Here is a 24628-nt window from a genome sequence, read left to right on the forward strand (position 1 = left end):
CCGACGGCGCGATGCCCACCGGCGCGAGTGGCCAGTTGACGCACGCGTTTGGCCCCGATCCGTGCCATAGGTGGCCACTCGCGCGCACCACAATGGGCCACGCGAGGTCGCGCTAACTCGCCTCTTGCACCGGCTTGGCCGGTGGCGGCGTCGGCAGTATGGCGTAGAGCTCACGTTCGAGCTGCGCTCGCACGTCGTCGACCGTGGCCGCCCCCGGTATGGAGATGCCGAACACGTCGACCACCGATGAGCCCAGTGTCGTGATTTTCGCCCAGGCGATGTCCACGTCGGCCCGCTCGAACACGACGGTGAGCATGGCTAGCAGCCCGGTGCGGTCGGTGGTGCGGATCTCCGCGAGCAGCTGACCTTCGGCGCTGCCGTCGCGCCACAGGATCCGCGGCGGGGCCGGTGCGGCGTTGACCGGCACCGCCGGCTTGGCCTCCCCGGCCCGGGCAGTGCCGTTCTGCGCCGCGTCACGGTCCCGTTTCTCCAGTGCCGTGATGACGTCGAGGTCTCCGTCGAGGGCCAGGATGAACTGTTGACGGAGCAGCTCTGCCGCGGGCGGGGAACCGAAGTGCGGCGAGACGACGAAGGTGTTGATCGCCGAACCACCCGCACTGTTGACCGATGCCGAATGCACCCGCAGCGAATTGAGGGCCAGCACCCCGGCCGCCTTGGACAACAGGCCGCGCCGATCCGGGGCGATCATGACGACGTTGTAGGTGTGCGCGCTGTCGCCAGGCACCAGTTCGACGTGCACCCCCCGGTCGGCGGCTAGCGAAAGATGATGGGAGTCAATTGGATCCGCCTGCGGCAGCGGTTCACCGGCCAGAACCAGCCGGCAGCGCCGCACCAGATCCCCGATCAGCGAGGCCTTCCAGTCACCCCACACCCCCGGCCCGGTCGCCAGCGAGTCGGCCTCGGCCAGCGCATCGAGCAGCTCCAACAGGACCGGATCGCCGTCGAGCGCGTCGACGACGCGGGAAATGGTGCGCGGGTCCTGCAGGTCCCGGCGGGTCGCGGTGTCGGGCAGCAGTAGGTGGTAACGGACCATGGCCGAGAGCATGTTGATGTCCGACGGCCATAGCCCCAGCCGGGTGCCGACCTGCACGGCCAGGTCCGCACCGATGACGCTGTGATCGCCGCCGCGGCCCTTACCGATGTCGTGCAGCAGCGCACCCAGCACCAGTAGATCGGGGCGCGATACCCGGGTGGTGAACGCGCTTGCCCGCGAGACGGTTTCCACCAGATGGCGGTCCACGGTCCAGATGTGCACGACGTCGCGGGGTGGCAGGTCACGCACCGCACCCCATTCGGGGAACAGCCGCCCCCACAGGCCGGTGCGGTCGAGCGCTTCCACGGTGGCCACCGTCGTCGGACCCGCCGCCAGCAACACCAGCAGATCCTTGAGCGCGTCGCGCGGCCACGGGGTACGCAGTTCGGGTGCCGAATCGGCGAGCCTGCTGAGTGTCGAACCCGAGATCGGCAGCCCGGTGGTGGCCGAGGCGGCCGCAACCCGCAGGATCAGTCCCGGATCGCGCTCCGGGCGGGCGTCGCGAGCCAGGATGACCTCGCCGGCGAACTCCACGACACCTTCGTCGAGCGGCCGACGGGACGGCCGACGAAGAACCGAAAGGCCCCGTCGGGGAAGGGCATTGGCCGCGGTTCGCAGTCCGGCATCGACGTAGTAGCTGATCGTGCGCGCCGCGTCGGAGAGCACCCGGGCGAGGTCGAAGCGGTCACCGATGCGCAGCGCGGCGCCGATGTCGTCGGCGTACTGGGCCAGCAGCTGGTCGCGACCGCGTTTGGACACCCGATGCAGCTCGGTGCGCACGTCGAGCAGCGACAGGTGCGCCCCGCCCAGTGAGCCGGTCGGCGAGACCACCGAGTGGTTCGGATAGACGTCGGCCAGCTGGGCTATCGCGAGCGCGTTGAGCAGCTGGACATCGCGTAGGCCGCCGCGGCCGCACTTGAGGTCGGGCTCGGCCCGGTGCGCGATCTGTCCGCTGCGCTGCCAACGGGCCTGGGTGTGCTCGACGAGTTCGTCGAAGCGCGACGTGATCCCGGTACGCCACTGGCGCCGGGCGCCGCCGATCAGCAGCGCCGACAACTCGGAGTCGCCGGCGATGTGGCGCGCCTCGAGCATCGCCAACCCCGCCGAGATGTCCTCACTGGCTACCTTGAGCGCCTCAGGCACGGTACGCACGCTGTGGTCGAGCCGAATGTTGGCGTCCCACAGGGGGTACCACAGCTGTTCGGCGACCTGGGTCACCAGGTCGGCGGGCATGTTGTCGTGCAGCAGCATCAGATCGAGATCGGAGTACGGAACGAACTCCCGGCGCCCGAGTCCGCCGGTGGCGACGATGGCGAACCCGCTGGTGGAAGTGATACCGATCTCGGTGGCCTTGGTGGCCAGCCAGAATTCGTGCAGGTCGAGCAGTGCGTCGCGCAACGCGGCCGAATCAAGCTGGCGCTGACCGCCTTCCAGTAACTGATGAGCCGCGGCGGTGAGATCCTTGGCGGGTTTGGGCGGTGCGACCGCCGGCCGGCCGGCGACGCGAGCCGCCGCCGGTGCCTCCGATCGGGAGGCGCCGGCGGCGGAATCTCTTGATTTCTTTGTCATTTCAGTCCTCCTGCGGCCGACCCCAACTAACGCTTACTCGGTGTGGCCGTAAGAAGACGTCACATCGGACGCGTCAGAGAGCGTCGGACCCCCGCTCACCGGTGCGAACCCGGACGACGGTCTCCACTGGGCTGACCCACACCTTGCCGTCACCGATCTTGCCGGTACGTGCGGCCTGCACGATGACGTCCACCACCTTGTCGACGGCGGAATCATCGACCAGTACCTCCACGCGAACCTTGGGCACGAAGTCGACGGAATACTCCGCGCCGCGGTACACCTCGGTGTGGCCCTTCTGACGTCCATATCCCTGGACCTCACTGACGGTCATCCCAAGGATACCCGTCTGCTCCAGACCGGTCTTGACGTCTTCCAGCGTGAACGGCTTGACGATCGCAGTAATCAGCTTCATTTCCCTCATTCCTCCGCGCCGTGACGACCGAGAACCGAGCCGGTGCCGGCTGTTGCGAAGTCGTATGCGGTTTCCGCATGTTCGGCTTCGTCGATGCCGGTTGCCTCTTCCTCGCGATCAAGTCGCAGTCCGATGGTGTACTTCACGATCAAGGCCAAGATAGCGGTGCCCACGGCCGAATAGAGCAAAACGGCACCGGCGCCAACAGCCTGTCGCCACAGCTGGTCAACCCCGCCGCCGTAGAACAGTCCGGTGACGGCCGCACCGGCCTCCGGGGTGGCGACCAAGCCGATGAGCAAGGTGCCGAGGATGCCGCCGACCAGGTGGACGCCCACGACGTCGAGCGAGTCGTCGAAGCCGAACTTGAACTTCAGCCCGACCGCGAGGGCGCAGAGCACGCCCGCGACGACGCCGATCACCAGTGCGCCAACCACATTCACCGACGAGCACGACGGCGTGATGGCAACGAGGCCGGCGACGATACCGGAGGCCGCGCCCAGCGAGGTGGCATGACCGTCGCGGATGCGCTCGGTGACCAACCAGGCCAGCATGGCGGCGGCGGTGGCCACCGTCGTGGTGACGAATGTCGAACCCGCCAGGCCACCGGAACCGATTGCCGAACCGGCGTTGAAGCCATACCAACCGAACCACAGCAGACCGGCACCGAGCATCACGAAGGGCAGGTTGTGCGGGCGCATCGGGGTACCGGGCCAGCCTGACCGCTTGCCGAGGATGATCGCCAGTACCAGGCCGGCGGTACCGGCGTTGATGTGCACCGCGGTACCACCCGCGAAGTCAACTGCCTTGAGCTTGTTGGCAATCCAGCCGCCGGTCTCGGCGGTGACACCGTCGAAGGCGAACACCCAGTGTGCGACCGGGAAGTAGACGAATGTCGCCCACAGACCGGCGAACACCAGCCAGCCGCCGAACTTCAGGCGGTCGGCCACCGAACCGGAGATGAGGGCCACGGTGATGATGGCGAACATCAGCTGGAAGGCGACGAAGACCGTGGCGGGGATCGTGCCGACCAACGGGATGTTCACCGCGTCGACCGCCGCGGTTCCGGTGCTCGGATCCGCCGATACCGCGGCAACCGAGTTGCCGCCGATCAGACCCTTGAGGCCGAAGTACTCGGTGGGGTCACCGAAGAGGTTGAACTTGTCGTTGCCGAAGGCCAGCGAGTAGCCGTAGAGCACCCACAGCACCGTCACCACACCCATGGCACTGATGCTCATCATGATCATGTTGAGCACGCCCTTGGCACGCACCATGCCGCCGTAGAAAAAGGCGAGGCCTGGCGTCATCAGCAACACCAGCGCGGCGCTCGCAAGCATCCACGCGGTGTCGCCGGTGTCCGGCGCGCCCAATACCGGGAATTGGTCCACTCGCAGTTTCCTCCTTCACCCATGCCACGGTTAGGCACCGTTGACCTAGGCCAAGACAATGCGCAGTGGTTGTTTCGACTAGGACGCCTGGGTGTTTCGCGCGTGTGAACGGATTGGCAGTCTTCGTTTCGCGGGTGTTACATCCCGCAATTCGCCCCGCTGGGAAGCGATTTGCGGCTAGCCGAGCAGCGCATCGACGAAGGCAGCGGGCTCGAAAGGCGCGAGGTCGTCGGGGCCCTCGCCCAGCCCGACCAACTTTACCGGCACACCCAGCTCCTGCTGGACTCGGAAGACGATGCCGCCCTTGGCGGTGCCGTCGAGTTTGGTCAGCACCACGCCGGTGATGCTGACAACATCAGCGAAGACCCGTGCCTGTGCCAGCCCGTTCTGACCGATGGTGGCGTCCAGCACCAGCAGCACCTCGTCGACGGCGGCACGCTTGCTCACCACGCGCTTGACCTTGCCGAGCTCGTCCATCAGGCCGGTCTTGGTGTGCAGCCGCCCGGCGGTGTCGATGACGACGACGTCAGCACCGGCGGCGACGCCCTTGTCGACGGCATCGAATGCCACTGACGCCGGATCGGCGCCCTCGGCACCGCGGACCACCTCGGCGCCGACCCGCGACGCCCAACTCTGCAGCTGATCGGCGGCAGCGGCACGGAAGGTGTCGGCCGCGCCGAGCACCACCCGTCGCCCATCGGCCACCAAGACGCGGGCCAGCTTGCCGACGGTGGTGGTCTTGCCGGTGCCGTTCACACCGACCACCAACAGCACCGACGGCTTGTCGGCGTGTGGCAGGGCCTTGATCGAGCGGTCCAGCCCCGGGTGCAGTTCGCTGATCAGCACCTCGCGCAGCACCGCCCTGGCGTCGGCCTCGGTGCGCACGGGGCTGGCGGCCAGCCTGCTGCGCAGTTGTTCGACCACCGAGGCGGTCACCACCGGTCCGAGGTCGGCGATCAGCAGGGTGTCCTCGACTTCTTCCCAGGACGCTTCGTCGAGGTCACCGCCGCCGAGCAGGCCGAGCATGCTGCGGCCGAGTGCGTTCTGGGACTTGGCCAGCCGCCCGCGCAGCCGCTCCAAGCGGCCTTCGGTAGGTGCGATGGCGTCGATATCCGGGGCCACCACGGCGGTCTCGGCGGCCGGCGGCGCCGGCGGAGAGGGCGCCGCGGGCGCGGGTGCAGGGGCTTCGGCGACCGGCGGCTCGGGCAGCCGCACCTCGGCGATGGGGCGCTTGACCGAGTCTCGCGGTACGGCGGCGTCATCCCCGACCCCCGGGCGGCCAGCACCGAAGTCCGGTCCGGCATCGCCGTGCTCGTCGGCGACCGGCGGAGCCGCCGTCGCAGTCCCTGACGATTGTGTGAACGTTATGCCCGACGAGGCTGCGTAACCGCCGGAGCGGTCGATCGATGTGGCACCCTCTGAGCTGCGGCGCAGACTGATCCGCCGCCGCCGGTACCGCACCAGACCGAGGACGAGTGCAGCGACGATCAGGACGGCGATGACCGCGATAGCGATCCAGAGACCCTGTGACACCGTGCCATTCTTTCAGGGCGCGATACGCTGCCGCGTCGCCCCTGTCCAACGGGGTACGCGCTGACGATGGCTGGCACTGACCCGGGGCCGATGGTGACGCGCAAACTGCGCCACATCGATGCCTGCCTGACCGGACCCGTCGAATACCAGACCGTCACCACCGGTTTCGAGAAGTATCGGGTGCCCTACAACGCGCTGACCCAGACCGACCTCGGCGCCGTCGACCTGAGCACCCGATTCCTCGGCAGTCGGCTGCAGGCACCGGTTCTGGTCGGTGCGATGACCGGTGGCGCCGAGCTGTCCAGGACCATCAATCGCAACCTCGCCGAAGCGGCGCAGAAGCTCGGCATCGGCATGATGCTGGGCTCCCAGCGCATCATGCTCGACGACTCCCCCGCCGGCACCGCGGCGGCGGCCAGCTTCGAGGTCCGCGAGCTGGCGCCCGACATCCTGCTGATCGGCAACATCGGCCTGGCGCAGCTCTCCGACGACGTGATCCCCAAACTGGCCGCCGCGCTACGCCGGGTCGGCGCCGACGCGCTGGCCGTGCACATCAATCCGCTGCAGGAAGCCATGCAGGACAACGGCGACACCGACTTCAGCGGTACCTTGCAGCGGCTGCGCCAGCTGGCCGAGGAGCTACCGTTCCCGGTGCTGGTCAAGGAGGTCGGCCACGGCATCGGTTCGGCGGCCGCCGAACGGCTGCGCGGGCTGCCCATCGCGGCGGTCGACGTGGCCGGCGCGGGCGGGACGTCCTGGGCGCGGGTCGAACAGCTGGTGCGCTACGGGCAGGTGCGCTACCCCGGGGTCGCTGAGTGGGGCGTGCCTACCGCGCAGGCACTACAGGAAGTGCGCTCCGCCCTGCCAGGGATGCCGCTGGTCGCCTCGGGCGGCATCCGCAGCGGGATGGACGCGGCCAAGGCGCTGGCGATGGGTGCCGACGTGGTCGCTCTGGCCCGCCCGCTGCTGGCGCCCGCGATCGAGTCGCCGGCGGCGGCACTGGAGGCGCTCGACGGTTTCATCGAGGAACTGCGGGTGTGCCTGCACGGTGCCGCGGCGGCCGACCTGGGCGCGCTGCGCGCCATCGGCGTCACGCCCGTGAACTGAGTCGGCGACCACCGAGAAGCCGGCGTCAGTTGGGCTGAGCGGCGCTCGCGACCAGTTCCTGGCCCCGCATCCGTTGCGAGATGACCGTTGTGATGCCGTCACCCTGCATGGTGACGCCGTAGAGCGCGTCGGCGATCTCCATCGTCGGCTTCTGGTGGGTGATCACGATCAGCTGGGACTGTGAGCGCAGCTGCTCGAACAGTCCGATCAACCGGCGCAGGTTGACGTCGTCGAGGGCGGCCTCGACCTCGTCCATCACGTAGAACGGCGACGGGCGAGCACGGAAGATCGCGACCAGCATGGCCACGGCCGTCAGGGATTTCTCGCCACCGGACAACAACGAGAGCCGCTTGACCTTCTTGCCCGGCGGCCGGGCTTCGACGTCGACACCGGTGGTCAGCAGATCGTTGGGGTCGGTCAGCAACAGCCGACCCTCGCCCCCGGGGAACAGGGTGGCGAACACCTGCTCGAATTCGCGCTCGACGTCGGCGTAGGCCTCGGCGAACACCTGCAGGATGCGGCCGTCGACGTCGGCGATGACGTCCATCAGGTCCTTGCGCGCGGCCTTGACGTCCTCGAGCTGGGTGGCCAGGAAGTTGTACCGCTCCTCCAGTGCGGCGAACTCTTCGAGCGCCAGCGGGTTGACCCGGCCCAGCTCGGCCAGTTCGCGTTCGGCACGCTTGGCCCGCCGCTCCTGAGTGGGCCGGTCGAAGGGCATCGGCGCCGGGGCCATCACCTGCTCGCCGCGTTCCTTGGCCTGCTCGTACTCGGCCATCTCCAGCTCCGTCGGCGGCAGGGTCACGTCCGGGCCGTACTCCGCCACCAGGTCGTCGGCGGCCATGCCGAACTGTTCGAGCACCATCTCCTCGAGCTGCTCGATGCGCATTGCAGCCTGCGCCTTGGCCACCTCGTCGCGGTGCAATGAGTCGGTCAGTGCGGTGATCCGGTTGTTCAGCGCAGTCACCTCCTCGCGCGCGGCGGCCATCGCGGCGGCACGTTCCTGGCGTTCGGCGGCCAACTCGTCGCGGCGCCGCGACGCGGCCGCCACCACACCGCCGAGCCTGCCGGCGACGACGCGCCCCGACTCGGCGACAGCGGCCGCGACCGCAGCGGCGTGCTCACGCGCAGCCCGGGCCCGTTGTGCGCGCACCCGCGCCTCTCGCTCGGCGGCCGCGGCTCGCCGCAACGAATCAGCCCGGCCCCGAACGGCATTCGCGCGCTCCTCGGCGGTACGAACCGCGAGCCGCACCTCGACCTCGACCGCGCGGGCCTCCTCGGCGGCGGCCTGCATCTCCTGGCGGTCGATCGGCGCGTCCTCGACGGGGGTCTGGCCTTCCTGCGCGGCGGCCAGCCGGTTCTCCAGCTCGGTGAGTTCTTCGACGGTCTGCACGCGGCCGGCCTCGAGCTGCTCGCGCTGGCCGAGCTGACGACGCCATTCCTCTTCGGCAGCCCGCGCCTCCTGGCCCAGCCGGCCGAGCTGCTCGTAGATCGCCGAGATCGCGGCGTCGGATTCGTTGAGCGCGGCCAGGGCCTCCTCGGCCGCTTCGCGACGGTCGGCCTGCTCACCGAGAGCCCCGGACAGCGCGGCCGACAACTCGCCGACCTGCGTCTCGGCAGCGACGAGCGCGGCTTTGGCCTTGTCGATCTCGGACGCGATCTCCAGGGTGCTGGGCTTGCGATCGGAGCCGCCCGTCACCCATCCGGGGCCGACGAGATCGCCGTCGAGGGTGACCGCACGCAATTCCGGTCGGGCCCTGACCAATTCGAGGGCGGCGCGCAGGTCGTCGACGACGGCGGCGTCGTCGAGCAGCGCGGTCATCGCGCCCTGAAGTCGTGCCGGCGCGTCGATCAGATCCAGCGCGCGCTGCGCCCCCAACGGCAATGGTCCGTCCTGCGCTCGGGGCTTGATCGGCCAGTCCCCCAACATAATTGCGGCTCGTCCGCCGTCGGCTTCCTTCAGCGCCCGCACCGCGGCGCTGGCCGCACCGAAGTCGTCGGCGGCCACCGCGTCGGCGGCCGAGCCGAGCACCGCGGCCAGCGCGACCTCGTAGCCGGCGCGCACTTTCACCAGCTTGGCGATTGTGCCGAAAAGCCCTGCGCCACTATGGTTCTGGGTCAGCCAGGCGGCGCCGTCCTTGCGCTCCAAACCCACCGACAGTGCGTCGATGCGGGCCCGCAGGGAAGCCACCTGCCGCTCGGCAGTGCGCTCGGCGGTCTGCAGCTCGGCCACCCGCTCGTCGGCCAGCCGCAGGGCGGTCACCGTGCGGTCGTGCTGCTCGTCGAGACCGACCTCGCCCTGGTCGAGTTCGCCGACCCGGCCCTGCACCGTCTCGAACTCGGCCCTGGCGTGTTCGGTGCGGGCCGCGGCCTCCTCGATGGCCGCGGTCAGCCGCGCCACTCCCTCGTCGATGGACTCCACCCGCGCGCGGACCGTCTCCACCTGACCGGCCAGTCGGGCCAGGCCCTCGCGGCGGTCGGCCTCGGCGCGCACGGCGGCCATGTGGGCACGTTCGGCGTCGGCGGCCGCCCGTTCCCGCTCCCCGAGCTCGGCGCGCGCATACTCCAGCCGGGACTGCGCTTCGGCGAGTTCGGCCAGCACCTCCTGTTCGCGGGCAGCCACCTCGTCGGCCTCGGCCTCCAGCGCGTCGGGATCCGGGCCGGCGCTGACGGCGGGCTCGGCCTCCAGGTACTGGGCACGCTCGCTGGCGATCCGGATCGTGGCGCTAACCCGCTCGGCCAGTGCGGAGAGCCGGAACCAGGTCTGCTGGGCGGCGTCGGTGCGCTCGGACAGAGTGGCGACCGCCGCTTCGTGCGCAGCGAGCGCCTCGGTGGCCACCGCCAGCCGTTCGGCGGCCTCGTCGTGCTCACGGCGCAGGGTCGTCTCGGTGGAGTTGGCGCCGGCGAACTCGGCGCGGCGGGCCACCAGGTCGTCGGCGGCCAGCCGCAGGCGGGCGTCGCGCAGGTCGGCCTGGATGGTCTGGGCACGCCGGGCCATCTCGGCCTGGCGGCCCAGCGGCTTGAGCTGACGGCGTAGTTCGGTGGTCAGATCGGTCAGGCGAGCCAGGTTGGCCGACATCGACTCGAGCTTGCGGACCGCCTTTTCCTTGCGTTTGCGGTGCTTGAGGACACCGGCGGCTTCCTCGATGAAGGCGCGGCGGTCTTCGGGGCGCGACTCGAGGATCTGGGCCAGCCGACCCTGCCCGACGATGACGTGCATCTCCCGGCCGATGCCGGAGTCGCTGAGCAGTTCCTGAACGTCCATCAGCCGGCAGCTGCTGCCATTGATCTCGTACTCGCCGGCGCCGTCGCGGAACATCCGGCGGGTGATGGACACCTCGGAGTATTCGATCGGCAGCGCGTTGTCGGAGTTGTCGATGGTCAGCGTCACCTCGGCGCGTCCGAGCGGCGCGCGCGAGGAGGTGCCGGCGAAGATGACGTCCTCCATCTTGCCGCCGCGCAGCGTCTTGGCACCCTGCTCGCCCATCACCCAGGTCAGGGCGTCGACGACATTGGACTTACCCGAGCCGTTGGGGCCGACCACGCAGGTGATGCCGGGTTCGAACCGCAGAGTCGTCGACGAGGCGAAGGACTTGAAGCCCTTCAGCGTCAGACTCTTGAGGTACACGAGCAGTGAGATTACCGGCGCGGCGATCAGCGCTCGCGGAACCCGCTCATCGGCTCGCCGGATTCGGGGAAGTCGGTGGTCAGCTCGGCGACGACGGTGTCCACCGAGCCGGGGGTGGAACCGCCGCGCAGCAGTTCCAGCAGCCGCTCGCAGTCGGCGCGTGGGCCCTGCGCGACGACGAGCACCCGGCCGTCGGGCTGGTTGGCGGCGTAGCCGACCAAGCCCAGCTCCAGCGCTCGAGACCGCGTCCACCAGCGGAAACCCACGCCCTGGACGTGGCCGTGCACCCAGGCAGTCAGCCGGACCTGCTCGGTCATGACCCGGTGTCGGTGACGCCGAAGCGCACCTCGGCGCCGTTCTTGAGGGTGCGCCCGACGGTGCAGACCTGATCGATGGCGCGGTTGACCACCACCAGCAGGCGTTCGATCTCCTCCGGGGAGAGCGCCGACAGGTCGATCTCGAGGTTCTCCTCGAGCAGCGGGTAGCGCTCCTGCTCACGGTCGGCCGCCCCGGAGACCTTGATCACCGCCGGGTAGTCGTCGCCGAGGCGGCGCCGCAGCGGCTGGTCGCTGCTCAGGCCACTGCAGCCGGCCAGCGCGATCTTGAGCAGCTCACCGGGTGTGAAGACGCCGTCGTCGGTCTCCGAGCCGATCAGGACTTCCGCGCCGCGGCTGCTGCGGCCGGTATAGCGGCGCACGCCGGTGCGCTCCACCCACAGTTCGGTCATGTGTCGTCCACTCCTTCGTTTTCCGCCCAAACCGACGTTTCGGCGAGAATGTGCGAGTAAATCACGCCAAAACGTCGATCTCGATGTCCATCAACGCCGCGGACGGGGCTGACATTTCGGGCAGTAGAACGACGAGCGGTTCATGAACTTCTCCCGCCGGATCACCGATCCGCAGCGCCGGCAGTGACGGTCTTCGCGACCGTAGACATTCAGCGACCGGTCGAAGTAGCCGGACTGCCCGTTAACGTTGACATAGAGCGAGTCGAACGACGTTCCACCCTGGCCCAGTGCCTCGCGCATCACCTCGGCCGCGGCGTCCAGCAGCTCGCCGAGCTCGCGCCGGGTCAGTTTCTCGGCCAGCCGGGCGCCGTTGATCTTGGCCCGCCACAGCGCCTCGTCGGCGTAGATGTTGCCGATCCCCGACACGACGGTTTGGTCCAGCAACTGGCGTTTGATCTCGGAATGCTTGCGGCGCAACACCGTAACCACGGATTCGCGGTCGAACAGCGGGTCCAGCGGGTCGCGGGCGATGTGGGCGACGGGAGCGGGCACCCGGCTGCCGTCGACGGTGACCAGATCGGCCAGTTGCCACCCGCCGAACGTGCGCTGGTCGACGAAGCCGAGCGCGGTGCCGTCGTCGAGCAGGACTGCGATGCGCAGGTGGTCGGTGTTGGGCACCTCGCCGAGCAGCATCTGCCCGCTCATCCCGAGGTGCACCACCAGCGCCGTCTCGTCGGTGTCTGATTCTCTTCGCGCAAGCGGCTCATCGGAGTCGAGAATCAGCCACAGGTACTTTCCGCGCCGGTCCGTCGCACTGATGCGCGCACCCAGCAGCCGCGCGGTCAGGTCGGCGGCCCCGGCTTCATGGCGGCGCACCGCACGGGGGTGGTGCACCCGCACCGCCGCAATCGACCGGCCCGCGACATGCGCCTGCAGACCGCGACGCACGACCTCGACCTCGGGAAGTTCAGGCATCGCCGTGACGACGGAAGTGGTTGTTGCTCAAGCGTTTTCCAACGCATTCCAGGCCGCCGCGGCGGCCTTCTGCTCGGCCTCTTTCTTCGACCGGCCTACGCCGCAACCGTATTCGCGCTCCATCACCATCACCACGGCGGTGAATTCCTTGTCGTGGTCGGGTCCGGTGGAGGTGACGACGTAGGACGGCGGACCGAGATTGCGGGCCGCGGTGAGCTCCTGCAGGCTGGTCTTCCAGTCCAGGCCGGCGCCCAGCGTCGGGGCGGTGTCCAGCAGCTCGCCGAACAGCCGCAGGATCACCTCCCGAGCGACATCGATGCCGTGGTGCAGGTACACCGCGCCGAGTAGCGACTCCATGCCATCGGCCAGGAGGCTGGACTTGTCCGCGCCACCGGTGTTCATTTCGCCCCGCCCCAGCAGCAGATGCGCGCCGAGACCCTGCTCGGTGAGCCCGCGGGCCACGTCGGCCAGCGCCTGGGTGTTGACCACGCTGGCCCGCAGCTTGGCCAGGTCACCCTCGGACCGGTCAGGGTGGCGATGGAACAGTTCATCGGTCACGGTCAGCCCGAGCACGGCGTCGCCGAGAAACTCCAGCCGCTCGTTGGTGGGCAGACCGCCATGCTCGTAGGCGTAACTGCGATGCGTCAGGGCCAGGGTCAGCAGTTCTTCGGGCAACATCACGCCCAGGGCCGCCTGGAGACTCTCGCGGGTCGGGCTCACGAAGCACCGGCCCCCGGCTCGGGGTGGTTTCCCTTCTCCGGGGCCTCCTCCGCGGTGGGACGCATGCCCACGAGCTTGGCCCACCGGGGGTCGATCAGGTCGTGGTCGTGATCCGGCTCGGCGGTGGCCAGCGCAACGCCGCACTGCGGACACAGCCCCGGGCAGTCCTCGCTGCACAACGGTGCGAACGGCAAGGCCAGCCCGACGGCGTCCACGATCGGCTGTTCGAGGTCGACGGTCTGGTCGACGACGTGACCGACTTCGTCCTCTTCGGTGGTGGATTCGGTGGCGCTGTCGGGATAGGCGTACAACTCGGTCAGGAAGATTTCGATCTCGCCGGTGACCGGGGTCAGGCACCGTGAGCATTCGCCGCTGGTGGGCGCCTGCACGGTTCCGCTGACCAGGACGCCCTCGGAGACCGACTCAAGGCGCAGATCCAGGTTCAGGTCCGCACCGGGCTGGATGGCGATCAGGTCCAGCCCGATCCGCGAAGGGCTCGGCACGCTCTGCCGCAGCTCCATCATGGTGCCCGGACGTCGACCCAGCCGCGAGATGTCGATCACGAGCGGCGAGCGCGAACGGTGCCGTTGGTGTGCACTCTTGAGCGTCGCCATACAGGTGATCTTAGGGCTCGGCCCGGCCCGATCGAGCCAATAGGCGGTGGCGGCGGGGTTCAGCGCTGGACGTAGTCGTGGGTGCCCGCGGCGGTCCGCAGCTGGTGGCGACCCCGGCTTACCGAACGCAGCGTGCCGTTGAGGTAGTCCTCGAACTGGGCCAGCTTGTTGTCGACGTAGATGTCGCACTCGCCGCGCAGCCGGTCGGCTTCGGCGTGCGCGGTGTCGATCAGCCGGCTGGCTTCAGCGTTGGCGGCCTGCACCACCTCGGTCTGCGAGACCAGACGCTGTTGCTCCTTGATCCCTTCCTGCACGGCCTTCTCGTAGGACATGTTGCCGTTCTCGACGAGCCGGTCCGCCTCGGCCTTGGCCCGGCTGCTGGCGGCCTCATATTCGCGCTTGGCGGTCGCGGCCAGGCGGGTGGCCTCTTCGCGGGCTTCGTGAACCATCCGCTCGCTGTGCTGGCGAGCCTCGGCGACCATGCGGTCAGCCTGAGACTTGGCGTCCGCGAGCAGCCGGTCGGCCTCCGCGCGGGAATGGCTGAGCAGCGAGTCGGCCTCGACGGTCGCGGTGGACACCATGGAGTCGGAATGTTCCTTGGCCTCCCGCAACAGGTTGTCGCGGGCGTCGAGGACATCCTGGGCGTCGTCGAGTTCACCCGGGATCGCGTCCTTGATGTCATCGATCAGCTCCAGCACATCACCGCGCGGAACCACACAACCAGCCGTCATCGGCACGCCGCGTGCCTCTTCGACAATTGCGCTCAGTTCGTCGAGTGCCTCAAAGACTCGGTACACGGCGCCACCCTCCTGGCCTTGTTGGTAGTGACCAGTGTGCCTGTTGTTACGGCTGTGACTGTGCTGGCGTGTCGGTGTGTCGAAAAGAACTTCCCGGTGGGCTGTCCAGCACGAGCGCATCCGCGACCCGATCGAGACGCACCGGACGGCCGGGCGCCACAGGTCAGGTGCGCTGGGCCAGCTTCGCCTGTAGCCGCCGGTTAACCGATTCCGGCAGCAGGGCCGAAACGTCACCGCCCAGTGCGGCAACCTCTTTGGCCAGCGAGGATGACACGAAGGAGTACTGCGGCGTGGTCGCCACGAAAAAAGTGTCGACGCCCGCGATGTGCTTGTTCATCTGGGCCATCTGCAGCTCGTACTCGAAATCGGTTCCGGTGCGCAGACCTTTGACGATCGCCGTGAAACCCCGCTGGTTGACGAAATCGACGACCAGCCCCTGGCCGGACTCCACCCGCAGGTTCGGCAGGTGCGGCGTGGCCTCGCGGATCATCGCGATGCGCTCGTCGATCGCGAACATGCCCGCCTTGTTCGGATTGATCAGGACGGCGACGATCACCTCGTCGAACTGGGCGGCGGCACGTTCGAAGATGTCGACGTGCCCCAGCGTCACTGGATCGAACGATCCCGGGCATACCGCGCCACTCATGAGCGGAGACGCTAGCAGGCGGCCAATTCGATGCGGGTATCCCCATAACGCCGTTCGGGCCACGGCGTCCAGCCCGGTGGCCAGGTCAGCGTCGGCGCGGATGCCGGGCGCTCCACCACGACGACGCTGCCCGCCGCCACCCAGCCGTTGCGGTCAAGAGCCGTCAGCACGTCGGCGATCTCGGCGCCGGTCACGGCATAAGGCGGGTCGGCGAGCACCAAGTCCATCGTTCGTTCGGCCGCGCCGGCCACCACCGTGGCCGCTGTGCCGCGGCGCACCGTGGCGCCCGCCAGACCCAGGGCCGTAACGTTGCGTGTGATGACCGCGGCTGCGCGCGAATCACTTTCGACGAACAGCGCCGAGGCCGCACCGCGCGACAGCGCCTCCAGCCCGAGCGCGCCAGAGCCGGCGTAGAGGTCGAGCACGTGCATACCGTCGAAGTCGCAGCGGGCGGTCAGCACGTTGAACAGCGCTTCGCGGACCCGGTCGGTGGTGGGCCGCGTTCCCCGCGCGGGCACGTCGATACGCCGGCCACCGGCAGTGCCCGCGACGATACGGGTCAGGTTTGTCCCCCCGCCGCTTCACCTGACGCGCCGATCACCACCAGCAGGTCACCGCCTTCGACCTGCGCGGTGCTGCCGACCGCGACCCGGCGGACGGTGCCTGCCTTGTGCGCGGTGATGGCGGCCTCCATCTTCATCGCCTCGATGGTCGCGATGGTCTGGCCTGCAGCCACGTCGTCGCCGACGGTCACCCCGACGGTGACCACTCCGGCGAACGGCGCGGCGACGTGGTCGGGGTTGGTGCGGTCGGCCTTCTCGGCGGCCGGCACGGTCTCGGCGATGCTGTTGTCGCGCACCAGCACCGGACGCAGCTGGCCGTTGATGATGCACATGACCGTACGCATCCCGCGCTCGTCGGGCTCGGAGATTGCCTCCAGCCCGACGATGAGTTCGACGCCGCGCTCGAGTTGAATGCGATGCTCGTCGCCGTGGCGCAGGCCGGAGAAGAACTGGTTGGCCGACAGCCCCGACGTGTCGCCGTACTCCTCGCGGTGTGCCTCGAATTCTCTGGTGGGGCCGGGAAAGAGCAGCCGGTTGAGCGCGGCCTGCCGGGTCGCGCCGGGTTCGGCGAGCACCTTCTCGTCCTCGACCGACAGCGGCTGTTCGGGCTTGGCGGGCCCACGGCCCTCTAATGCCCTGGTGCGCAAAGGTTCTGGCCAGCCGCCAGGGGGATCACCCAGCTCGCCACGCAGGAAGCCGATCACCGAGTCGGGGATGTCGTGGCGGGCAGGGTCTTCGGCGAACTCCTCGGCGGTGATTCCCGCGCCGACCAACGCCAGCGCCAGATCGCCGACCACCTTGCTCGACGGCGTTACTTTCACCAGCCGGCCCAGGATCCGGTCGGCGCCGGCATAGGCGTCCTCGACATCCTCGAACCGATCACCCAAGCCCAGCGCCGTCGCCTGCGTCCGTAGGTTGCTCAGCTGGCCGCCCGGGATCTCGTGGGTGTAGACGCGGCCGGTGGGTGCGGGTAAGCCGGCCTCGAAGGGGGCGTACACCCGCCTCAGCAGCTCCCAGTAGGGCTCCAGGTCGCAGACCGCGGCCAGGCTCAGGCCGGTGTCGAACGGGGTGTGCGCCGCGGCGGCGATGATCGCCGACAGCGGTGGCTGGCTGGTGGTGCCCGACAGCGGGGCCGCCGCGCCGTCGACGGCACTGGCTCCCGCATGCCACGCCGCGGTGTAGGTGGCCAACTGGCCGCCCGGGGTGTCGTGGGTGTGGACGTGCACCGGCAGGTCGAAGCGGCTGCGCAGCGCCGACACCAGTGTCGCCGCTGCGGGTGGGCGCAGCAGGCCGGCCATGTCCTTGATCGCCAGCACGTGAGCGCCCGCCTCGACGATCTGCTCGGCCAGCCGCAGCCAGTAGTCCAGTGTGTACAGCGTCTCGGCCGGGTCGGCCAGGTCGCCGGTGTAGGACATCGCGACTTCGGCCACCGCCGAACCGGTTTCGCGCACCGCGTCGATGGCCGGTCGCATCGATTCGATGTTGTTGAGAGCGTCGAAGATTCGGAATATGTCCACGCCGGTACGGGCGGCCTCGTCGACGAAGGCATGCGTCACCGTCTCCGGGTACGGCGTGTACCCCACTGTGTTACGGCCGCGCAGCAGCATCTGCAGGCAGATGTTGGGGATCGCCTCCCGCAGCGAGGCCAGCCGCTCCCACGGGTCTTCCTTCAGGAAGCGAAGCGCCACATCGTAAGTCGCACCACCCCAACATTCGATCGACAGCAGCTCCGGCATCATGTGCGAGATGTAGGGGGCGACTTTCAGCAGTCCCGACGAGCGCACCCGGGTCGCCAACAGCGACTGGTGGGCGTCGCGGAACGTCGTATCGGTGACGCCGACGGCCGGGGAGTCCCTGAGCCAACGGGCGAATCCTTCGGGACCCAGTTCGACCAACCGCTGCTTGCTGCCCGGCGGCGGATCACTGGACACGACGTCGACGTCGGGGAGCTTGTCCTGCGGATAGAACCGGGGCCGGTCGCGGTAGGGCGAGTTGACGGTCACCTCGGCCAGGAACTTGAGCATCTTGGTGCCGCGGTCGGCCGACGTGCGTGCGGTCAGCAGTTCCGGACGCTCGTCGATGAACGAGGTGGTGACCCGCCCGGCCTGGAAGTCGGGATCGTCGAGAACCGCTTGCAGGAACGGGATGTTCGTCGACACACCGCGGATGCGGAATTCGGCGACCGCCCGCTTGGCCCTGGCGACGGCGGTCGGAAAGTCACGACCGCGGCACGTGAGCTTGACCAGCATGGAGTCGAAGTGGGCGGTGACATCGGCACCGAGATGAGTGCCGCCGTCGAGCCGGATACCCGCTCCGCCCGGGGAGCGGTAGGTGGTGATGCGACCGGTGTCGGGCCGGAAGCCATTGGCGGGGTCCTCGGTGGTGATACGGCATTGCAGTGCCGCACCATGGGGCCGGATCGCGTCCTGGTTCAGACCCAGATCGGCGAGGGTCTCGCCGGCCGCGATCCTCAGCTGCGCCGACACCAGGTCGACGTCGGTGATCTCCTCGGTCACGGTGTGCTCCACCTGGATCCGGGGATTCATCTCGATGAAGACATGCCGACCGCGCTCGTCGAGCAGGAACTCCACGGTGCCGGCGCAGCGGTAGCCGATGGACCGGGCGAACGCCACGGCGTCGGCGCAGATCTGGTCGCGCAGCGCGGGATCCAGGTTGGGCGCCGGGGCGAGTTCGATGACCTTCTGGTGGCGGCGCTGCACGCTGCAGTCGCGCTCGTAGAGATGAATGACGTTGCCGTGATTGTCGGCGAGGATCTGGACCTCGATGTGGCGCGGGTTGACCACCGCCTGCTCGAGAAACACCGTTGGATCGCCGAAGGCGGATTCCGCCTCGCGGCTGGCCGCTTCGATGGCTTCGGGCAGCGCCGCTGGGTCCGTGACCCGGCGCATGCCGCGCCCGCCGCCACCGGCGACCGCCTTGACGAACAACGGGAAATCCATGGCCTGGGCGGCTTCGACGAGTTCGGCCACCTCCGACGACGGCGCCGAGGAGGCGAGTACCGGCAGCCCGGCCTCGCGGGCAGCGTCGATCGCCCGCGACTTGTTGCCGGTCAGCTCTAGGATCTCCGCACCAGGGCCGACGAAGGTGATGCCCGCTGCGGCGCAGGCGGCGGCGAGTTCGGGATTCTCCGAGAGGAATCCGTAACCGGGATAGATGGCGTCCGCCCCGCATGCCAACGCCGTGTCGACAATCTCCTCGACCGAGAGATACGCGCGTACCGGATGGCCGATGTCACCGATCTGATAGGACTCGTCGGCCTTGAGCCGGTGCAACGAGTTGCGATCTTCGTACGGGAAGACCGCCACCGTCCCGATGCCCATCTCGTAGGCGGCACGGAAGGCACGGATCGCGATTTCACCGCGGTTGGCGACGAGGACTTTGGAGATCACAGGCAGACCCTACCTTCGGGTTTCGGCCGCAGCGTCACGCTAGATGAGCGTCGACCAGTAATTCCAGAACCGGACCAGGATCATCAGAACGATCGCGGTGAACCACAGGGCCACGATCGACCAGCGCCAGGTATAGAGCACCCGGGCGACCGGGTTACCGGCTAGCGGCCGCAGCGCGATCGCGGCGGTCACCACCAGCAGTGGGATGGTCACCGACCACACCACCATGCAATACGGGCACAGCGCGCCGATCCGGTAGAGCGTCTGGAAGATCAGCCAGTGCACGAACACCGCACCGCCGGCCACGCCCACCGCCAAGCCCGCCCAATACCACCGCGGGAGCCGCACCTTGGCCACCGCGAGCACACCGGTGACCACCACCACCGAGAACCCGGCGACACCCATGAGCGGGTTGGGGAATCCGAACACCGAAGCCTGGTGGGTCACCATCACCGAACCGCAGGACAGCACCGGGTTGATGCTGCAACTCGGCACATAGGCCGGGTTCTTGAGCATCTCGACCTTCTCGATCATCAGCGTGAGGGAGGAGACGAGTCCGATGACGCCGGCGATGAGCACCCACCACGCGCTGGGCGGCCGGACCGTGACGCCACCCGCCGCATCCGCCGGCACGGCGGGCTGGGTGGGTTCGACCGGGGCCGGTGTCGCCAGGCTCATGGCGCGGCGGGAGCCGGGGCTGCCGGAGCCGGGCTCGGCGCCGACGCGAGTCCGGGGACGTTGCCGACGATCGCCTTCACCTTGGCGATCAGGTCATCCGGGGAGGCGGGGCTGATGTCCTGGCCGTTGAGCCGAATCGTCGGCGTCGCGGTGATCTTGGTGGCCGCGGCCAGCCCCTCCACCATCGAGGAGTACTTGCCGGAGTTGATGCACGAGGAGACCTTGTCGGTCGGCACCCCGGACTGGCGGGCGGTCTCGATCAGCGCGTTGTTGTCCGGAGCGGCGCCGGAGTTTTCTTCCGGCTGCTGGGCGAACAGTGCGGAGTGGAACCGGACGAAGGCTTCCTTGTCCACGTCGGCGACGCAGTACGCGGCGTTGGCGGCGCGGGTCGAGTAGTTCTTGTTCGACGACGAGTTCAGGATCGCGACCGGGTAGTAGTCGACGGCGACCGCCCCGCTTTGGACCAGCTTGTCGATGGTGGAGCTGTAGGCCTTCTCGAAGTCGCGGCAGTGCGGGCACTGGAAGTCCTCGTAGACCGCCAGCACCGCCTTGGGCTCGTCGGTGCCGTCCTTCTTGATCAGCGCACTCGAGGTGATCTGGACCGGCTTGGCATCGCCGGCGGCGAGCTTCTTGTCGTGGCCCATCACGATGTAGAGCACAAGACCGACGGCGAAGATGACGACGATCGCGGTCAGCCCCAGCTGGATAGCCAGGTTGCGCTTACGGTCCTGTGCGCGCAGGTCGTAACGCGGTGCGCTTTTCTTATTGGTGGCCACGGGTCGGCTGATCCTCGCTGTTCAGAACTCGGTGTTGGCGCCTCTAGCGTACCGGCGCGGCGAGGACACCCGGTCAACCCCGGGCAAGGTGCGCGCGCAGCGCGGAGATCATCTCGGCGTTGGCCCGGCTGACGTGCCCACCCAGCGCATTCAGGTTGAGGAATGCGTGGGTCATCGAACCCATCCGTCGCAAGTCGGTCGGTACGCCCGCTGCCTGCAGCTTTGCGGCGTACTGCTCGCCTTCGTCGCGCAGCGGATCGAACCCCGCGGTGATGACCAGCGCCGGTGCGAGCCCGCTGAGATCGTCGGCCAGCAACGGCGAGACTCGCGGATCGGCGATGTCGACGCCGGATCCGTCGACATAGGCGTCGGCGAACCAGTCCATGTCGCGTTTGGACAGCAGGAAGCCGTCGGCGAACAGGGTGCGTGAACGGGTTCCGCCGCGCAGGTCGGTGGCCGGGTAGATCAGGCACTGCAGACTCGGCTGGCGGCCGCCGGCGTCGCGGGCCAGCTGGGTCACCACGGCCGCCAGGTTGCCTCCCGCACTGTCACCGCCCACCGCGATGCGGTCGGGGTCGGCGCCCAACTCCGCGGCGTTCAACACGGCCCACAGGTAGGCGGCGTAGGCGTCGTCGACGGCGGCGGGTGCCTTGTGTTCAGGCGCCAGCCGGTAATCGATGGACACGACGTGCACACCAGCGTCACGGCAGATCAGCCGGCAGGCCGAATCGTGCGTTTCGAGGTCGCCGAAGACGAATCCGCCGCCGTGGTAGAAGACCAGCAGCGGCGCGCCGTCGCCGTCGCCGGGGCGATAGTGCCGGGCTGGAATGGTTCCGGCGGGCCCGGGAATGTCGAGCGGGGAGATCGCGGCGACGTGGACATCGGCCTCGTCGAGGCTAGCCGTGGCTTCCCGGTTCTGACGCCGAGTGGCGATCGGATCCCCGGTGACCGCCAGGCTGCTCATCCCGACCGCGCGCTGGGCGGCGAGCATCATCTGGATCGACGGATCGAGGGTGTTGCCGTCGATGGCGATCGCCCGGCCACCGGACACCAGTCGTTTCAGCCCGCCGGGCAGGTGCGGGATGACCTTGACCCCGGCGCGGTTGCCGACCGCCAGCGCCTTCTTGAGCCAGCGGCCGCGTTTGGCCGCCGTCTCCGACGGCAAGTCAGTGGGGGCCGTGCCTGACACACTCCCTGTCATCGCTGCTCCCTCGCTTCGGCCGGGTGTGCGAAAGACTCGTGCGCCGCAGCGTACGGCACGACGCCATCCCCGGTTGCAGGGTGGCCGCGCCGGCCCGCTGGCCTGCATTCTTTGTTGACCAGCACAACAATTTGCTCCGGCCGGCGAGCGGATCGGGAGACACCCGCGCCCGACCTGCTCAAATGACTTATCGGGGTGGGTACTATCGTCTTCCCGAAGTCGGTGAAACGCCAGAGCCGATCACGCGGGTCCCGACCCGGAAACCTTCGATCCCACAGGCAGGTGACATGACGCCGGCGGCCGAGATCCCCACCGTCACGCTCAACGACGACAACACCATCCCAGTGTTGGGCCTCGGCGTGGCAGAGCTCTCCCCCGAGGAGACCGAGAGCGCGGTGGCCAGCGCGCTGGAGGCCGGCTACCGCCTGGTCGACACCGCCTCGATCTACGGCAACGAAGAAGCCGTCGGCCGCGCCGTCGCCGCCTCGGGCATCGCCCGCGAGGAGCTGTTCATCACCACCAAGCTGGCCACCGCCGACCAGGGCTTCCAGTCCTCGCAGGACGCCGTCAAGGCCAGCCTCGAGCGGCTGGGCATGGAGTACGTGGATCTCTACCTGATCCACTGGCCGGCGGAGCAGAACGGTAAGTACATCGACGCCTGGGGCGGCATCCTGCGCTCTCGCGAGGACGGCTACATCAAGTCCATCGGCGTCTCGAACTTCACCCCCGAGCACCTGTCGAACATCGTCGACCTGAGCTTCTTCACCCCGGCGATCAACCAGATCGAGCTGCATCCGCTGCTCAACCAGGCCGAGATGCGTGCGGTCCATGCCGAGTACGGCATCGTCACCGAGGCCTACAGCCCGCTGGGCGTGGGCAAGTTGCTGGAGCATCCGGCGATCAGCGCCGTCGCCGCCGCGCACGGCAAGTCCCCGGCGCAGGTTCTGATCCGCTGGAGCCTGCAGCTCGGCAACGTGGTGATCCCACGCTCGTCGCACCCGGCGCGGATCGCCGAGAATGCCGACGTGTTCGATTTCGAGTTGACCGAGGCCGAGGTCGAGACCCTCAACGCACTCGACGACGGCACCCGGTTCCGGCCGAACCCGGAGACCTACACCGGTACGTAACAGTCCAGTACCGCATCAACTGTCGAGCAGCCAGTCGTTCGGGCTGAACAACTCGCAGTGCACCCGGTTGTTCGCCACCCCGCGTGCGCTCAGTTGTGCACGCACCGCCTGCACGAAACCGGTGTTGCCGCAGAGGTATATCTCGGCTCCGTCGACCAGCTCGACATCGTCGAGGTTCATCAGTCCCTCGTGGACTCCGGCGCAGTCGCCGTCCACGCCGTCGGCGTACCAGAGGGCCAGGCTGGCGTCAGGCAGGATGCCGACGAGTTCGCGGTGCCGTTTGGACAGCGGATGGCTCGCCTCGCTGCGGTCGGCGTGCAGAACCTGCACCGGCGCGCTGTGCGCATGCTCCACAAGGTGTTCCAGGATGCCGATCATCGGAGTGACACCGATGCCGGCGGAGATCAGCACCACTGGCGCACCGCTGGGCGGTTGCGGAAGGTCCCCGAAGGGCACCGTCACATCGAGCAGATCCCCCACCCGCACGCATGAACGAATCCAGTTCGACACCTCCCCAGCCGGATGCTCACCGTCGGACTCCACCGGCTTGACCGCGAAGGTCAGCTCGGCGGCACCCGGCGGATTGACCAGGCTGTACTGACGCAGCTGGCGCGCTCCGTCGGGCAGCGTCACGCCCACCGAAACATATTGGGCGGGAATTGCATTCGAGACCCCTTCCCCGGCCACGGTCACCAACACCGTGCCGGAGGGGTCGTCTTCACGGGCGGTGACCCGCAGTCGGCGGAAAACGTCCCCGGCTGCGACGCCGGCACCCCGGTAGAGATCACGCTCCAGCGCGATCAGGGTGTCGGCCATGATCCAGTACACCTGGTTCCAGGCCGCGGCGACCTCGGCGATCACGGTGTCGGCGCCCAGCACCTCGACGATCGCGGCGAACAGGTGCTCGTGCACGATCGGATACTGGTCGGCGGTCACGCCGAGTGAGGCGTGTTTGTGGCCGATGCGCGACAGCAGCTCGGCGGGATGGGGCAGCTCGGGGTCCACCAGATGGGTGGCGAACGTGGCAATCGACGCCGCCAGGGCACGCTGTTGGGATCCCTGCGCCTGATTGCCGCGGTTGAACAGGTTGCGCAGCAGCTCGGGGTGGCGGGCGAACATCCGCCGGTAGAACACCTGCGTGATCTCGTCGACGTGTGCGCCCACCAAGGGCAGGGTCGCCCGGACGACTTCAACGTGCTGCGGTTCCAGTTCCCGGGGCTGTGCCGTTTCGCTTGCGGGAGCACTCATTTCGGATTCCTTTCTGAGGTGAGTCGCATGACGATGGGCAGCATCTGGCTGCCGACTAGATCAGCGACGGTGTAGCGGTCGAGCTCGGCGTAGAAGGCTTCTTTGGCGTCGGCGAGCACGCGGCGCAACCGGCAACCCGCGATCAGCGGGCAGCCGGATTGCCCCGTGCAGTCGACCACTTCGCGATCGCCTTCGAGCCGGCGCACCAGCCAGCCCAACGACGCCTCGCGACCGGCGGGGGTGAGTTCCAGCCCGCCGGCGCGGCCGCGCCGAGAATGCACCAACCCCAGTTCGGTCAATCGCGAGACCGCTTTGGCGACGTGGTTCTCCGATGCGCCGGCCGCGGCGGCCACTGCCTTGGTGGTGACCCGCTGCTCGCGGCTCTGCCCGGTGGCCAGCAGCATCATGGCCCTCAGCCCGAGGTCGGTGAACCGCGTGAGCTGCATGAACGTGACGTTAGA

Annotated in this window: 21 protein-coding genes; 2 read left to right on the forward strand and 19 right to left on the reverse strand. The window is 68.6% G+C overall.

The genetic code is table 11. The annotated features are described in order from the left end of the window. Positions 1-112 precede the first annotated feature (112 nt). From ACXDF8_RS10930 to ftsY, 4 genes are all read right to left on the reverse strand, one after another. Positions 113-2623, reverse strand: a complete 2511-nt coding sequence (locus ACXDF8_RS10930; protein WP_457223258.1) for a [protein-PII] uridylyltransferase — start codon at positions 2621-2623, stop codon at positions 113-115. 73 nt (positions 2624-2696) lie between these two features. Further along, positions 2697-3035, reverse strand: a complete 339-nt coding sequence (locus ACXDF8_RS10935; protein WP_078020040.1) for a P-II family nitrogen regulator — start codon at positions 3033-3035, stop codon at positions 2697-2699. 5 nt (positions 3036-3040) lie between these two features. Next, positions 3041-4420, reverse strand: a complete 1380-nt coding sequence (locus tag ACXDF8_RS10940) for an ammonium transporter (protein WP_457223259.1) — start codon at positions 4418-4420, stop codon at positions 3041-3043. Positions 4421-4597: 177 nt separating this feature from the next. Next, on the reverse strand, positions 4598-5953 hold the full coding sequence (gene ftsY / locus ACXDF8_RS10945; protein ID WP_457223260.1) for a signal recognition particle-docking protein FtsY: 1356 nt from the start codon (positions 5951-5953) through the stop codon (positions 4598-4600). Between the two features lie 66 nt (positions 5954-6019). Here ftsY and fni point away from each other — a divergent pair, with 66 nt between their 5' ends. Further along, positions 6020-7060 (forward strand): type 2 isopentenyl-diphosphate Delta-isomerase, encoded by a 1041-nt coding sequence (gene fni / locus ACXDF8_RS10950; protein WP_457223261.1) that lies wholly within the window; start codon positions 6020-6022, stop codon positions 7058-7060. A 25-nt stretch (positions 7061-7085) separates the two neighbouring features. Here the strand turns inward: fni and smc are convergent, their stop codons facing one another. From smc to ACXDF8_RS11015, 13 genes are all read right to left on the reverse strand, one after another. Beyond that, entirely contained in the window at positions 7086-10685 is a 3600-nt protein-coding gene (gene smc / locus ACXDF8_RS10955; RefSeq protein WP_457223262.1) for a chromosome segregation protein SMC, read from the reverse strand. 26 nt (positions 10686-10711) lie between these two features. Then, on the reverse strand, positions 10712-11002 hold the full coding sequence (locus tag ACXDF8_RS10960) for an acylphosphatase (RefSeq protein ID WP_457223263.1): 291 nt from the start codon (positions 11000-11002) through the stop codon (positions 10712-10714). Continuing rightward, a complete protein-coding gene (locus tag ACXDF8_RS10965) occupies positions 10999-11412 on the reverse strand; it encodes an OsmC family protein (protein ID WP_457223264.1) in 414 nt (137 codons plus the stop codon). The genes ACXDF8_RS10960 and ACXDF8_RS10965 overlap by 4 nt, the downstream gene beginning before the upstream one ends. A 90-nt stretch (positions 11413-11502) precedes the next feature. Then, positions 11503-12387, reverse strand: coding sequence for a bifunctional DNA-formamidopyrimidine glycosylase/DNA-(apurinic or apyrimidinic site) lyase (gene mutM, locus ACXDF8_RS10970; protein ID WP_457223265.1), 885 nt, complete (start codon positions 12385-12387; stop codon positions 11503-11505). Between the two features lie 27 nt (positions 12388-12414). Then, a complete protein-coding gene (gene rnc / locus ACXDF8_RS10975) occupies positions 12415-13065 on the reverse strand; it encodes a ribonuclease III (RefSeq protein WP_457223376.1) in 651 nt (216 codons plus the stop codon). Positions 13066-13103: 38 nt separating this feature from the next. Further along, on the reverse strand, positions 13104-13721 hold the full coding sequence (locus ACXDF8_RS10980; RefSeq protein WP_457223266.1) for a YceD family protein: 618 nt from the start codon (positions 13719-13721) through the stop codon (positions 13104-13106). Positions 13722-13780: 59 nt separating this feature from the next. Continuing rightward, positions 13781-14518 (reverse strand): cell division protein SepIVA, encoded by a 738-nt coding sequence (gene sepIVA, locus ACXDF8_RS10985; RefSeq protein WP_457223267.1) that lies wholly within the window; start codon positions 14516-14518, stop codon positions 13781-13783. A 163-nt stretch (positions 14519-14681) separates the two neighbouring features. Beyond that, the gene (coaD, locus tag ACXDF8_RS10990; RefSeq protein ID WP_457223268.1) at positions 14682-15164 is read right to left on the reverse strand and encodes a pantetheine-phosphate adenylyltransferase; all 483 of its coding nucleotides are present in this window, start codon (positions 15162-15164) and stop codon (positions 14682-14684) included. An 11-nt stretch (positions 15165-15175) separates the two neighbouring features. Beyond that, the gene (gene rsmD, locus ACXDF8_RS10995) at positions 15176-15727 is read right to left on the reverse strand and encodes a 16S rRNA (guanine(966)-N(2))-methyltransferase RsmD (protein WP_457223377.1); all 552 of its coding nucleotides are present in this window, start codon (positions 15725-15727) and stop codon (positions 15176-15178) included. Further along, positions 15724-19137: a pyruvate carboxylase gene (locus ACXDF8_RS11000; RefSeq protein ID WP_457223269.1), complete on the reverse strand. Its 3414-nt coding sequence runs from the start codon at positions 19135-19137 to the stop codon at positions 15724-15726. Before ACXDF8_RS11000 ends, rsmD begins: the two co-directional genes overlap by 4 nt. Positions 19138-19176: 39 nt before the next feature. Then, entirely contained in the window at positions 19177-19815 is a 639-nt protein-coding gene (locus ACXDF8_RS11005) for a vitamin K epoxide reductase family protein (protein ID WP_457223270.1), read from the reverse strand. Further along, positions 19812-20591, reverse strand: coding sequence for a DsbA family protein (locus tag ACXDF8_RS11010; RefSeq protein ID WP_457223271.1), 780 nt, complete (start codon positions 20589-20591; stop codon positions 19812-19814). The genes ACXDF8_RS11005 and ACXDF8_RS11010 overlap by 4 nt, the downstream gene beginning before the upstream one ends. Before the next feature lie 73 nt (positions 20592-20664). Next, entirely contained in the window at positions 20665-21792 is a 1128-nt protein-coding gene (locus ACXDF8_RS11015) for an alpha/beta hydrolase (protein WP_457223272.1), read from the reverse strand. Between the two features lie 287 nt (positions 21793-22079). Between ACXDF8_RS11015 and ACXDF8_RS11020 the strand changes: the two genes are divergently transcribed. After that, complete coding sequence (locus tag ACXDF8_RS11020) at positions 22080-22919, forward strand: aldo/keto reductase (protein ID WP_457223273.1); 840 nt, start codon at positions 22080-22082, stop codon at positions 22917-22919. 15 nt (positions 22920-22934) lie between these two features. Here ACXDF8_RS11020 and ACXDF8_RS11025 read toward each other — a convergent pair whose 3' ends face one another. Together ACXDF8_RS11025 and ACXDF8_RS11030 are read right to left on the reverse strand one after the other, a co-directional pair. Continuing rightward, entirely contained in the window at positions 22935-24167 is a 1233-nt protein-coding gene (locus tag ACXDF8_RS11025; RefSeq protein WP_457223274.1) for a globin domain-containing protein, read from the reverse strand. Continuing rightward, positions 24164-24613 (reverse strand): RrF2 family transcriptional regulator, encoded by a 450-nt coding sequence (locus ACXDF8_RS11030; protein ID WP_457223275.1) that lies wholly within the window; start codon positions 24611-24613, stop codon positions 24164-24166. The genes ACXDF8_RS11025 and ACXDF8_RS11030 overlap by 4 nt, the downstream gene beginning before the upstream one ends. Between the last annotated feature and the right edge of the window lie 15 nt (positions 24614-24628).

This window comes from Mycolicibacterium sp. CBM1 (assembly GCF_054073305.1).

Excerpts from the sequence above, each read along its gene's own strand:
- ACXDF8_RS10930 (WP_457223258.1), bottom strand. The coding sequence starts at position 2,623 with ATGACAAAGAAATCAAGAGATTCCGCCGCCGGCGCCTCCCGATCGGAG.
- ACXDF8_RS10935 (WP_078020040.1), bottom strand. The coding sequence starts at position 3,035 with ATGAAGCTGATTACTGCGATCGTCAAGCCGTTCACGCTGGAAGACGTC.
- fni (WP_457223261.1), top strand. The coding sequence starts at position 6,020 with ATGGCTGGCACTGACCCGGGGCCGATGGTGACGCGCAAACTGCGCCAC.
- ACXDF8_RS10960 (WP_457223263.1), bottom strand. The coding sequence starts at position 11,002 with ATGACCGAGCAGGTCCGGCTGACTGCCTGGGTGCACGGCCACGTCCAG.
- ACXDF8_RS10965 (WP_457223264.1), bottom strand. The coding sequence starts at position 11,412 with ATGACCGAACTGTGGGTGGAGCGCACCGGCGTGCGCCGCTATACCGGC.
- mutM (WP_457223265.1), bottom strand. The coding sequence starts at position 12,387 with ATGCCTGAACTTCCCGAGGTCGAGGTCGTGCGTCGCGGTCTGCAGGCG.
- rnc (WP_457223376.1), bottom strand. The coding sequence starts at position 13,065 with ATGTTGCCCGAAGAACTGCTGACCCTGGCCCTGACGCATCGCAGTTAC.
- ACXDF8_RS10980 (WP_457223266.1), bottom strand. The coding sequence starts at position 13,721 with ATGGCGACGCTCAAGAGTGCACACCAACGGCACCGTTCGCGCTCGCCG.
- coaD (WP_457223268.1), bottom strand. The coding sequence starts at position 15,164 with ATGAGTGGCGCGGTATGCCCGGGATCGTTCGATCCAGTGACGCTGGGG.
- ACXDF8_RS11005 (WP_457223270.1), bottom strand. The coding sequence starts at position 19,815 with ATGAGCCTGGCGACACCGGCCCCGGTCGAACCCACCCAGCCCGCCGTG.
- ACXDF8_RS11015 (WP_457223272.1), bottom strand. The coding sequence starts at position 21,792 with ATGACAGGGAGTGTGTCAGGCACGGCCCCCACTGACTTGCCGTCGGAG.
- ACXDF8_RS11020 (WP_457223273.1), top strand. The coding sequence starts at position 22,080 with ATGACGCCGGCGGCCGAGATCCCCACCGTCACGCTCAACGACGACAAC.
- ACXDF8_RS11025 (WP_457223274.1), bottom strand. The coding sequence starts at position 24,167 with ATGAGTGCTCCCGCAAGCGAAACGGCACAGCCCCGGGAACTGGAACCG.
- ACXDF8_RS11030 (WP_457223275.1), bottom strand. The coding sequence starts at position 24,613 with ATGCAGCTCACGCGGTTCACCGACCTCGGGCTGAGGGCCATGATGCTG.